Below are 13,531 nucleotides of genomic sequence, written 5' to 3'. Positions count from 1 at the left end.
GTGTTAAAAAGTTAAATTAATACCTGTAGAAAATACCCGCTGTAATGGGTAAATTTTTCCGTCTCCAAATCCTCCGTCCAAAGTTTCAGGATCCTGAGTATCAATCAAATCTGTAATGGTTAACAAATTCTCTCCACTTATATAGAGTTGCAAAGAACTTAGGCCATAACGACTAAGCAGCGAGCTAGGTACCGAATAACTTAATTGAACATTCTTTAAGCGCATATAGGAAGCATTTTGAATGTATTTAGTTTGAGCTCGTGTATTTTTTCTATGCTCTCCTGATAAATATGGTTTAGGGAAATATGCTCCTGTATTCTCCGGTGTCCAATAATCCAATGCTTGTTTGTGTATAGTACTTTGCCATTGACTTCCAACAAGGCCCCAAAATAGATTTGTACTTTGTGGGAAAGACCAGTCTCTTTTACCAACACCTTGAATTAAAGTAGTAAGATTAAATCTTTTATAATCTACACCTATACTTAAACCATAGGAATATCTTGGTGTTGTATTTCCTATAACTCTATAATCTCCGGTATCATCTTTAGTCCAAGCACCTCTATCAATTTTATTATCGCCATTTAAATCTTGGTATTGAATATCTCCGGCTCCCCAATTAGGGAAAATAAAAGTTTGATCTGGGGCACTCGCTGCTGCTGCATCAGATTCAAAAAACCCAACAGTAGTCAATCCGTAAATCTCACCCGATTTTCTTCCGGCAAACCAATCATTAACCGTACCCGTTTCGTTAGGATAGGATAAAACTTTAGATTGCTGGTCTGCAAGATTTGCCTTAATATTTAAACCTACCTCACCTATTTTTCCTCTCCATCCAAGAACAAGCTCCCATCCTTTAGTTCCCAATTCTGAATTGTTTTCTACTGGTGGGGATGTTCCTAAAACAGCAGAAAGCGACTGTGCTGGTCCTACCATATCGTAAGTAACACGATTATACCAATCAAAATTAAGCTCAAAGGCATTATTTAAAAATCTGGCATCAAAACCAAAATCTACTGTTCTAGCTGTTTCCCAAGTAAGATTAGGGCTAATTAAATTAGGTGCAAAAACTGCCACTGATCGATCTCCATCTATTATATATGATGATTGGCTCGACCCCATCAATGCTTGATAACGTGAAGCAAGTTCCGGATCATGATTTCCTAAAGAACCCCAAGATCCTCGAAGTTTAAAAAACGATATAACATCACTAAGAGGTTCCCAATAATCTTCTTTTGATAAAACATAACCAGCAGATACTGATGGGAAAAAACCAAAACGATTTCCCTCACGGAAAAAAGAGCTTCCATCATAACGTGTATTTACTTCTAAAAGGTATTTTTCATCAAAATTATAATTCAATCTACCAAATACGCCTCTGGTTGAATAACTAAAAAGTGCGTCATCAACGGTTTGTATTCCAGTGGCTGTACTAAACGTAGGGAGTGAATTTGTAATAAGCCCCGCACGACTACCAGAAAACACAAATTCGTTTCTAACACGTTCTTCATACCCGGCAAGTACCGAAAAATTATGCAGCCCTAAATTAAAATTATAGGTAGAAACCAAATTTATTAAACGATCATTATGATCTCTTACACGTCTGGAAATAGAGTTTTGATTATGCCCTACATTTCTTGTGGTACCATCTGGATTAAATAAAAGGTTTCGAAATTGTTCGATTTCACGATTCTCTTGCTCAATAGTCCAGTTATAGGTAACCTTAGTTATCCAATTTTTTACAGGTTCTACTTCTGCAAACAACGTAAGGAAAGTATTGTTTTTAACATCGAATGTTGTTCCCGAATCTTGTACGCGCTTTACATCAAAATTAAAAATGGTACCATCTGGAGCATAAAGCGGGTTTACTGGCCACATACGCGATATTTGATGATATATAATATTCTTATCAAATCCTCCAAAACCACCACTAGGAAAATTCGTTTTTTCTCTGGAATATTTTGCTTTTCCACCAATTTTAAACCAATCTGTCGCTTGGTTTTCTATATTTAAAGTGAGGTTTGTTCTATTATATTTTTCTTTGGCATAGGTAAAATTTCCCTCTTGCTCATATATACTACCTGAAAGATAGTAATTGATTTTGCTTCCACTTCCATTTACACTTACATTATGCCTTTGTCTAGGAGCATTATCTTTAAACATAATATCATACCAATCATAATTTGCGTACCCATCATCCCAATATCTATAGTTAGTATTTGCTTGATTAGGTTCTGTATCTGCAGTTATTACGCCACTCATATAATCTTTTATATCCTGAATCTCTTGATCGTCGAATAATGGAGTTTGCCCCAAATTTATCCGGCCTTGGTTATATGTATTAGCAAACTCAAGACTGTTTGCCATTTCTGGTAACTTATTAGGAGTAGCTAATCCATAACTAGAAGAGTAACTCACAGTGGTTCCTTTGGTTCTTGTTCCATTTTTTGTGGTAATTAAAATAACCCCGTACGCTCCACGTGCGCCATAAATAGCTGCAGATGCTGCATCTTTGAGCACTGTTATTTCTTTCACATCATTTGGATTAATGGTATTCATTTGTCTTTGAGATATTGGAATCCCATCTAACAATATGTAAGGTGTCCCTTGATTACCGGTTAATGTCCCTATGCCACGTATATTAAAATTCAAACTCGATCCAGGTTCTCCACCACCAAGGTTCGTTCTAAAATTAAGATTTGGCAATGCGCCTTGCAACATTTGACTAACAGATGCTACAGGTCGATCTCCGACTTCTTTTTCAAAGTCTATATTGTCTACTGCCCCTGTTAAATTTGCTCTTTTTTGAACACCATACCCTACTACCACCACTTCATCTAAACCGGAAATATCTTCTTCCATTGTTACGGCAATAACCGTCTGCCCGTTAACTGGCACTTCTTGAGTGGCATAACCTAAAAAAGAAATTACTAAAGTAGCGTTGGCATCAGGTATATTCATAGAAAAATTTCCATCAAAATCTGATTGAGCTCCTATTTTTGTGCCTTTAACTAAAACATTTGCTCCGACTAAAGGAAGGCCATTTATATCCTTAACAGTACCGGTAATAGTCTGTTGTATATTAGTATCTATAGCTTCGGGGAAAGCCGATGCTTGCTTAATTGTTAGTATGATTTGTTTTTTAGATACTTCAAAATGAATGCCTCTATTCTTAAATAAGTTTGTTAGAATTTTTTTGATAGTTTCTTTGTTTGCATGAACAGAAACCTTATCATTTAAATCTACCTCTGATACATTTACCAAAAATCTAAATTTGGATTTTTTTTGAATTTCATCTAAAACAGCTTCAATAGATACATCTGCTAAATCTAAAGATATTTTGGTTTTTTGTGCATAAGAAGTATTTGCATGTGTTTGAAAAAGAACTAACGTTAAAAAAAGTATAGAAAGTTTCATTTTCAAATTGGTTGTTAATCTAGTTAAAGTAATTTCTTTAACTTGTCTTAAGTTTTTCATATTTTTGTTCTGAATATTAATGTGGTTTTACATTAGTTTTAGCCACTTATTGTTTGGATTGGGAATGCCCACCATTCCCAATCTTTTTATGTGGACTTCATGAAAAGTAGTTAGTTTATTATGTCATAGGCATTAAAGATTTTAATTAATAATTACTGTATTATTTTCTATTTTATATTTTATATCAAACGTTTTTTTAAGGGATTCTAAAACTTCTCCTATGGTTTCTTCATGAAAGTATATATTATATAACTGTTCATCTAGTACACTATTTGTGTTAAGAATTACCACATTATATTTCCTTTCTAGTCGTTGTCTTATCTTTTTAAAAGTAGTCCGTTTTAAAATAATAATACCTTTTATCCAAGCCGTATAATCGTCTGTGTTTACAATTTTAGTAGATATCTCTTCTGTGAATTTGCTTGAAGTAGCTTTGTAATTAGGAAGTAACGCCACCATATTATTTTTGGAAGCAACAGAGACTTTTCCTTCAACCAAAACAGTACTTATTACATCGTCTTCTTTATAAGCTGATACATTAAATTTTGTTCCGGTTACTTTTATATTTAATTGATGGGGGGTTTCAACTAAAAATGGGATGTTTTTATTTTCTTCAACTTCGAAAAAAGCTTCGCCTTCAAGCAAGAATACTTTTCTATCTAAGCCTTCAATAAAGTTTACAGGGTATTTAAAAGAAGTACCCGCATTTAAATAAACGATGGTTTTATCTGAAAGTTCCAGTTGAAAGGTTTTACCATAAGGAACCCTAATTTCATTATATACTAATTGTTTGGAAGCTTCTTTTTTATAGGCAAGTTTATTTCCTTTTACCTGTCCAATTACAGCACCTTTATTATTTGTTAGCGCTAAATTGCTTTCTTCTTTTAAGGTTAAAACTTCTCCATTCTCCCTTTTTAAAATTATGTCTTCGTTAGGAATTATTAAATCCTGAGTTACAATTTCTTCGACCTCACTACCAATAGAATTAATCAAATGATCTTTAAACACATAGCCTATGGTCAATAAAAAACCTATAAATAAAGCAGCATACCTTAGTACTCGTTGCCTTTTTATACGTCTCCTTCTTTGCTCATAGTAGTACTGTTTTTTATTGAAATCAAGCCATGCTTCAGTCAGATCTTTGGACATAATTTCTTTAACTCCTTTTCCATTTTTATTTAGAAAAAGAAGGTACTCGTAAAACAATTTATTTTCTTGTGATTTATCAATCCATTCTTGAAAGCGTAACTCCTCTTCTTTAGAAAGTGTGTTTTCAATTTTTCCAACCAAAAGCTCTGACTTCTTCATTTATCGTGTTAACTAAATATACATCCTTTAGTATATTAACACAATAAATTTAATTTTGGGTACTTCTAAAAATATATTTTTTTATAAATAGAGAGAAAACATAATGATTGTTTAATGATTTTCTTAAAATTTTATAAGCTCTTTTCATTTGATTTTTAACTGCATTTACAGAAATTTCAAGATCTTTTGAAGTTTCTTTATAACTCTCACCATCTATTATACATTTTAAAAACACCTTTTTACATTGCTTAGGCAGCAAATCGATTTGCTTATGAAGATATAGTTGTTGCTCTAAACGTATCATCTCTTCTTCTTTTGAAACACTTTTATAATTTGTAAAATAAGATTCCTCTAATCTGTATAATTTCTTTTCTCTTTCAAGTTTATTTATGCATGCATTTTTTATACTCTGCCACAAATAGGACTTTATATTAGTTATTTCATTTAGTTTTTTGTTATGCAACAGAGCAATAAACTTTTCCTGAACAACATCCTCTGCATCCTTTACATTTTGAAGATAATTAAAAGCTATATGACACAAATCTTTATAGTGCTGTTTAAATATGTCTTCTATGTCCAAATTATTTTCCTGCATCTATTATTATAAAAATACCGCTACAAACAATGGGTAAATAAACAAAAGTAAAAAACAAACAATTCATTTGGAAATAGAATAAAATTTAAAAACCAAATATATAGTTTTTTTATTTTTGAAGAATTGAAACGCAGCAATTAGAATGGACTTGTAACAATAAAAAAAATCTTAAAACCGACTACCCCCGAGGAATTCTTTGGATTAATTCTCAGATTTAAATGGCTACATTTTAACTAAACCAATTCAAAATAAAAAATTTCTTGAAACCAACTATCCTCGGCAGAGCCATAAAGGTATTTAGCCGGTTTCATATCCAATCAAGTTGAGCACAGGTTTTGATCTAAAAAAGGTCAAAAACCAAAATTTTATATTTAGATTACTCATGCATTTTATTTCATTAAATAGGAAATCGTGAATGCTTTGCATTTCCCGTTTTATTCATTATGCAATATTTTTATAATAATGAATTCATGAATCTTACGATTTCACGGGAATGACAATTTCAACGGAAACCCCGACGCAAGCATCAGGGAATTCTTTTCGATTAAATGATAACTTTAAAAACACAAAAAAACTGGCAATCATATGATTGTCAGTTTTGTATTACTAATTAAGGTGAACTTCTATATTGATTATTTTCTTAAAAAGCCGGGAAAGCGGTTGACTTAACCTCCATTTCACAATACACTACTTATTTGAATAATACCAAATGAACTTATTCTGTAAAAATTAAAGCATCACCTACAGCACGTTCTCCTTCTAAATCTGAAGATTTTCCAGTTTTTTTATTATTAACAATCATCATACTTGAACCTCCACCGTCCAAGTTAAATGCTTCTTGACAACCAAGAGCTTTCATAAGTTTTGCCATTTCTGTAACAGATGCGCCTGCTGTAATTTTAGGTTGCCGACCATAAACAACTACCACAAATATTTTGTTGTCTTGTGTTATTCCTATAGCAGTTCTTGGGTGACGTCGCACTACCCAGCCATTGTAGAAACCATATCTATTACTAGAATCTTCCTCACTAACAGATGCTTTATCTTTTTTGTCTACAAACTCATCAGATACCTTAAAATTCTTGAATTGTGTTTCAAACCCTTCTCGATACCTAGCCGACATATCTATAGTTCCGTTATGTAAAAGTGTGGGACCACCATTTACAGCATAAACACCTTCTTTAAGTTCAATCTCACCATCATCGCTCATCACTTTAATTTCTACTGAAACCATTATTCCGTTTTGGACGAGTTTTTCTAATTGTTTTGCATAAGTACCTGTTGCTTGTACTAAATAGCCTTTACTAGGAATTTCACCTCCTCTTATATTATTTTTTGAAATGACAGTTCCTACTTCATCAATGATAAACTCAAAACCAACTCCCTCATGACTTTTTTCTCCAAATTCTTTATTAAAAACAATAATTTCATTTGGATTACCACATACAAAATCATGTACTGGTATTGTAGATGTAGATTCTAATTGATTGCCACAATTTAGTATTTTCCCAGGCTCTCTATTAATGCCATTTATATTAAAAACAGAATCTTTAATAAATAGCTTCATTTCATTTCTTAAGCTATGTGCAATATAAACGCGATGCCGTTTGTTATTGTTAATAACTAGGGCAGCTCTACCATTTGTCGCTTCGCTTACTAATTCTCCATTTATTATTGAAATTCCTGCTGGTTCTCCATCAATCCCTACTTTATCATTCCAAGCAAAAAAACCTGCATTAATGGCGGCTATAGCATGATGTCGTTTAGCTATGGAAGATGTGTATTCTTTCCCTTTAACTTCACCTTTACCGAGTTCGGAAAACATATTTCCTTCAAATCTATTTAAATCAATTTCTAAGATACTAATACGGAAAGGACCTGAAGTTGGCTTACCATCTTCTGCAGTATAGCGTACAGCCATATGTATACTATCTTTTTTTAATCTTATTTCATCTTTTTTCGCATCTTCAATAGTATGATATTTCCCTACTCTGACCATATTCCCTAAAGATTCTCCATGAGGACCTAGCTCAGCAGCAGTTACTATTCTAGATGAAAACCCAAGGTGTTTTAATTTATTTACTAGCGCTGTTTCATTGTTTTCAGAAACTACTCCAGAGGAAAGTGTAAAAAAATCTTTATTTGAAGCCTTACCTCTTTTTATTTTATAAAAATTCAGTCCTTCAGCTAGTTGTTCGTGTTCAATTTCTTGGATTAAATTTGGTTCTCCTAAACCTAAATCTGGTAATTTTTTAAAAGAGGTATTGTTACAAGAAATAAAAAGAAATGTAACAATTATTATTTTATATGATGGCTTATTCATTTGTTATTTTATTTAAAACATACGAGATAAGTTCTTTTACTTGTTCTCTGTAATTTTCATTTGCATTTTTATTTAATCTGTTTGCTATAATTAAACAAATTGCTAAAGCCTTATGGTTTAATAGTTTAGACAAACCATACATTGCTGAACTTTCCATTTCATAATTTGCTATTCTAAAGTCGTTATATTTAAAAGAAGATAGCTTTTCGTTTATGTTTTCTAATTTAGCTTTTAGACGTAATTCTCTGCCTTGAGGCACATAAAACCCTGGAGAGGTTATGGTGATACCTGAAAAGGTTTTTGAGCTGTTTAATTTATTGAATAATGTTTTAGAGGCATCAATGACATAGGGAGAAAAGAACAGGTTACTTGCCCCCAAATGTGATTTAAATGCGGTTTTAAATTCCTTATTTTCTATCGTTTCATGTTTATCATAAAAGCATAATAAATTATCAAACCCTATAGATTTCTGAGAAATTACAAATGAGTTAACTGGAATATCTTTTTGAAGGCTGCCTGATGTACCTATACGAATGAAGTTAAGTGTTTTTAGGGTGTCTTTAATTTTTCTTTTTTCAAAATCTATATTTACCAAAGCATCCAACTCGTTCATAACAATATCTATGTTGCCAATACCAACACCTGTTGAAACAACAGTTATTCTGGTATTGTTATACATCCCTGTGACACATACATACTCTCTATTAGATACTTTTACCTCAACATTACTTAAAAACGATTCAATAATGTTAACACGATTAGGATCCCCAACTAAAATAACGGTATCTGCAACTTGCCCTGGTTTAAGATGAAGATGAAAAATACTGCCGTCTGGGTTTAAAATTAATTCTGAATCTAAAATCATTACAGTTTTTTTATTTGAATTTGAAGAAATAGCTCAATGGCACATTGTGGCATAAAAATGTTAAAAAGAAACTGAAAAACAGATCATGATCTGTTTTTCAGTTCTAAAAATAACTAACTCGAAATTAAACTTATTATTTAATAACCCGGGTTTTGAGAGATCCCTGTTAAATCTATTTCTCGTTGAGGTATAGGCAGTAGTAATTGATTTTGTTCAGTGACATTGTCCAATCGCTCTATAGCTTTATCTGTTCTAACCAAATCATACCAATAAAAACCTTCAGCATAAAACTCCTTTTGTCTTTCATCAAGAATGGCATCAATAAAACTGTCTTGATTTGTAGCGGAGCTATCTCCTAAACCACGTACATTTCTTAACTCATTAAGTCTGGTTAATCCTGAAGGATACCCTTGAGCTTCTGCACTTATTAAATACATCTCTGCTAATCGACTTACAATTACTGGAAGGTTTCTACTCTCAGTATATTTGTTTATAATATTCTGACTATTAAAAACAATTAATGTGGCGTCTTTTCTTAGATCTGCATTGGTATATAAATTATTAAATATATCATCAGTCGGTGCAAATTGTTGAGAACCTGAAACTGGATGATCATTTGGATTAAATGTTACATACTGCCTAACAAGTTCAACCGGATCGTTTCCTAAAGAAAAAATAACTTCATTATTACCATTTTTACTAAAAATAGAAGCAAAGTTAGATTCTAAACTAAAGTTTCCCGAAGTTGAAGCTATTACGGCTTCTGCCATATTTTCAGCTCCAGAATTATTACCCGTTGAAATATATACTCTTGCTAATAAAGCTTGAATCGCTTCTTTTGAAACAAAACTTTCATTAGTAAAATTATCAGCCAATGACTCAGCATTCGTTAAGTCTGTAGTTATAAAACTCCATGTTTCTGCCGCTGTACTTCTTTGAACAATCTCAGTCGTATTTTGAGGTAGCAATGGCACACCTCCAAATCTAGTAACCAAATAATAGTAAGCTAAACCTCTTAAATATAAAGCAGTTGCCTTTTCATTATTAAAGTCTCCTTCTAAGTTGTCAATGACTTCTAATGCAACGTTTGCATTAAAAATCGCTTCATAAAGTTCTAACCACCAAGATTCTGTTTCTGTTGGGCTCAATCTGTTTCTAACATAATTTACATCATCACCTGCGAATAAAGGGGTCGCTTCAAAATGATTAGCCAGTAAATCAAAATCAACAAATCTATTTCCAATTCCTATTGTAGATCTATTATACACCCCATTTATTAATTGAGGGAGGTCCGAGCTATTCAATTGAGAAGGATTAATACTTTCTTCTGGAAATAAGTCCAACTCATTTGAACAAGATATTGTAAGTAGCATTAATAATAAATATACTAAGCTATGTTTTTTATATAATTTCATGATTTTCAGGTTTTAAAAATTTAAATTTAATCCAAGTATCACTGTTCTAAGTGGTGGAGCTGTTAAAAAGTCAGCGCCAAAGGTTCTTGGATCCGAACTATCAGAAGCTTCTGGATCATACCCCGAATACTTTGTAAAAGTAAATAAGTTACTCCCTGTTAAATACAATCTAAAATTATCAACAGACCATTTATCGGTAATATCTTTCGGTAAGGTATACCCTAAAGTAATGTTCTTAATTCTAAAGAAAGAGCCATCTTCAATCCATCTCGATGATGCTTGATTATTATGAAAAGCGGCACCAGTACCTCCTGCAATTGCTCTAGGTATTGTATTACTTGTTCCAGAGCCTGTCCATCTATTTTGAGCAGTTTCTCTAAGCATTCCGAATTGTGAAAAGCCTAATCCGTCAACGCCTCCACCAACTCTTATAGAACCAGCAGATCCACCAGATAGAAACCCTCCTGATCTCCATGCAGAGTATATGTCGTTACCTGATGAAAAGCTTGAGAAAATTGATAAATCAAAGTCTTTATATTTAAAGGTATTATTTATCCCTCCAAAAAGATCAGGAAAAGCATTCCCCACAATTTGTCTGTCTGCTGCAGTAATATTGCCATCATTATTTACATCTTCATAAATAACATCTCCTGCGCGTACACCATTAGCTGCTAAAGCTGCTGGAACATCTGAATCTGATTGGTAAATTCCTGTTTGTTTTAATAAATAAATGGAGCCTATTGGTTCGCCAATTTTTAGAACATTATATCCTAAAGGAATGGGTTCGTCCCCTATTAAAGATGTCAATTTATTACTTGCGGTTGATACATTAAAGTCAAGATTCCATGTAAATGAATCATTATTAATAATATTAGTACTCAGACCAAGTTCAAACCCTTTGTTTGTCATACTACCAATATTTTCTGAGAACGTAGTGAAGCCCGTCGTACCATGTACAGGACGATCATATAATAAATCATCTGTGTCTCGTGTATAATAATCCATTGTTAACTTAACACGGTCTTCTAAAAAGTATAAATCTAAACCAAAGTTTACAGAACTCGCTTGTTCCCATGTAAGATTTGGATTTGCTAATTGATCTGAAATTAAACCGCTATTGCCTAAGTAATTTGAATCATCATTACCAGAACCAGAAGAAACTAAAGCTAGTGAGTTATAATTCCCAATACTACTAGTACTACCTGTTATACCGTATGATCCTCTTAATTTTAAGAAAGATATAAAAGAGTCTTCCTTGAAAAATGGTTCATTAGAAAGAACCCATCCAGCAGAAACAGATGGAAAATTCCCATAACGTTTGCCATCTGCAAATCTAGAAGAACCATCACGTCTAAAAGCGACATCTAAAAAATAACGATTTTTATATGTTCCAGAAAGTCTCCCAAGATAAGAATCCAATGCATTTTCAGCTTTAGATCCAGAAGCAAATTGTGTTGCTGCTGAAGATATTGCTCTAAATGATGGTGATGGAAAATTCCTTGCATCAATCAAAGCAGATTCTACAATTTCCTTTTGATAAGAATGCCCCACTGTTACATTTAAATCAAAATCTTCCCATGATTTTTTATAGTTAAACAAATTTTCAACCAAAATGTTCGTAAGAATATTTCTTGAATCGAATATTTGACCATTTACATTTCTTCCCCGGGGATGTAATGGCGATCTATAAGTATTATCATGGTATGTACCATAATCTATATTAAACGATGGCGTGTATGTAAAGCCTTCAAACGGTTTAATTTCTACAAAAGCATTTACAATACCTCGATACGTTTTGTATTTAGAATCTTGTTCGTTTACTACCTGTACCCCACTGTGTCTGGTTAATGTAGCTGAACCACCTATATTATAGCTGCCATCTGGATGATAAGGTAAATCTGCCGGTCTTTGTTCCAATGATCTAATTAATAATCTTAAACCTCCTTCATGACTGGCAACTCTACTATTGATACTATAGTTTCCTATAAAATTGACTCCAAACTTTACTTTATCATTGAACTTATGTTCAATATTTAACTTACTTGAATATCTTTTAAATTCACTTTTCTTAAACCATCCCTCTTGTTTAAAAAAACCAAAAGATGAATAATATTTTGTCTTTTCATTCCCTCCAAATACAGAAAGATTATGATCTTGTATAGTAGACGTAGAATTTGTTATGCCTCCTGTCCAATCAAACTCAGATTGTCCCGATGGTAAAGGATTCGAGAGTGGCGCGAGAAAACCTGAATCTCCACTAGTAAAACCTTGATCGCTATTAAAATTATTTCTAGCTTCATTGTTTACTTCTAACCAAAGCGCTGTATTAGCCGTTTCTATTTTTTCAGGAGCATATTGAATACCTGAGTAAGTAGAAAAGTTTACTTTGGCTTTTCCAAATTTACCTTTCTTTGTACTAATAATAATAACCCCATTAGTGCCTCGGGACCCGTAAATAGCTGTTGAAGCGGCATCTTTTAGAACATCTATACTTTCAATATCATTAGGGTTAAGTAGCGCTAAAGGGCTTTGATTGTTTACAGAACCAAAAACGCTTTCATTAAGTGAAGACGGATCAGAATTATTTATAGGAATTCCGTCAATGACTATTAATGGCAAATTATTACCTTGTAATGATCCTATACCACGGATATTAATTCTTTGTTGCCCACCTGGACTTCCTGAAGTTGATGCAATTTGTACACCAGAGATTCTACCTTGGAGCACATCATCTGTCGATAAAAATCCTGCTTTTTCGGCCTTTACAACATCAACACTTGAAATAGATCCTGTAACTCTTCGTTTGCTTTGAGTACCATATCCAACAACGACTACTTCATCTAAACTGGCCGTGTCTTCTTCTAGAGTTACCGTAATGTTAGTTTGGCTATTTACTAAAACTTCTTGAGTTGAATAACCCAGAAAAGAAACGATTAAAGTCGCATCCTTGTCTCCAAGGGTTAAAGAAAAAATTCCATCAAAATCAGATTGCGTTCCATTAGTAGTACCCTTTTCGACGATGTTGGCTCCTGGCAAAGGCTGACCATTAATATCATTGATGATTCCATTTACAATAATCTCTTGCTGCTTTTCAATGTCTTTGAGTACTGTACTCTTCTTAATAAGGATGTTATTGTTTTCTGTTAAAACAAAACTTAAATTGTTATTTGCCAAGCTTTTTCTTAACAAATCGCCTAATTTAATTTCCCCTTTTTTCAGTTCAACTTTAGGCAAATCCTTAAACGCCTTTTTGGGGAAAATGAAACGATAATTGGTTTGTTGCTTAATAATTTTAAACACTTGACTGATTGAAACTAATTTGTCCCTATCTATCAATACTTTTTCTTGAGAAAACGTGTTTGTTGTACTGAAACTAAAAACAGCTGAACAAAATAAAAAGATAAACGTTTTCATAATAATAATTAGCAGTCGCTTTCGTATAAAGCAACCAGCATTAAGTAAATAAATTTCCATAAATTTGCTTGGTGTTAGTTAAACATTTAATTAATACATAATAGAGGGACGAAGTTTGATGCCGCAAAATATCTATA

7 protein-coding genes are annotated in these 13,531 nt (G+C 32.7%); all 7 read right to left on the bottom strand.

Translation table 11 applies throughout. The features are described from left to right. Positions 1-3: 3 nt before the first annotated feature. The 7 genes from Q4Q47_RS21020 to Q4Q47_RS20990 all read right to left on the bottom strand — a co-directional run bounded on the left by Q4Q47_RS21020 (position 4) and on the right by Q4Q47_RS20990 (position 13,394). The gene (locus Q4Q47_RS21020) at positions 4-3,474 is read right to left on the bottom strand and encodes a TonB-dependent receptor (RefSeq protein WP_303308698.1); all 3,471 of its coding nucleotides are present in this window, start codon (positions 3,472-3,474) and stop codon (positions 4-6) included. A gap of 141 nt (positions 3,475-3,615) precedes the next feature. Then, positions 3,616-4,782: a FecR family protein gene (locus Q4Q47_RS21015; protein ID WP_303308697.1), complete on the bottom strand. Its 1,167-nt coding sequence runs from the start codon at positions 4,780-4,782 to the stop codon at positions 3,616-3,618. 49 nt (positions 4,783-4,831) lie between these two features. Then, positions 4,832-5,377 (bottom strand): RNA polymerase sigma factor, encoded by a 546-nt coding sequence (locus tag Q4Q47_RS21010; protein WP_303308696.1) that lies wholly within the window; start codon positions 5,375-5,377, stop codon positions 4,832-4,834. Between the two features lie 715 nt (positions 5,378-6,092). After that, positions 6,093-7,700 (bottom strand): phosphodiester glycosidase family protein, encoded by a 1,608-nt coding sequence (locus Q4Q47_RS21005; RefSeq protein WP_303308695.1) that lies wholly within the window; start codon positions 7,698-7,700, stop codon positions 6,093-6,095. Then, positions 7,693-8,565, bottom strand: coding sequence for a nucleoside phosphorylase (locus tag Q4Q47_RS21000; protein ID WP_303308694.1), 873 nt, complete (start codon positions 8,563-8,565; stop codon positions 7,693-7,695). The genes Q4Q47_RS21005 and Q4Q47_RS21000 overlap by 8 nt, the downstream gene beginning before the upstream one ends. Positions 8,566-8,702: 137 nt before the next feature. Next, the gene (locus Q4Q47_RS20995; RefSeq protein ID WP_303308693.1) at positions 8,703-9,980 is read right to left on the bottom strand and encodes a RagB/SusD family nutrient uptake outer membrane protein; all 1,278 of its coding nucleotides are present in this window, start codon (positions 9,978-9,980) and stop codon (positions 8,703-8,705) included. A gap of 12 nt (positions 9,981-9,992) precedes the next feature. After that, positions 9,993-13,394, bottom strand: coding sequence for a SusC/RagA family TonB-linked outer membrane protein (locus Q4Q47_RS20990; RefSeq protein WP_303308692.1), 3,402 nt, complete (start codon positions 13,392-13,394; stop codon positions 9,993-9,995). Between the last annotated feature and the right edge of the window lie 137 nt (positions 13,395-13,531).

The sequence above is a fragment of the Flavivirga spongiicola genome (assembly GCF_030540825.1).
GTDB lineage: Bacteria > Bacteroidota > Bacteroidia > Flavobacteriales > Flavobacteriaceae > Flavivirga > Flavivirga spongiicola.
The sequence above is the reverse complement of the archived record's forward strand: the minus strand, read 5'-3'. Positions and strand labels throughout refer to the sequence as shown.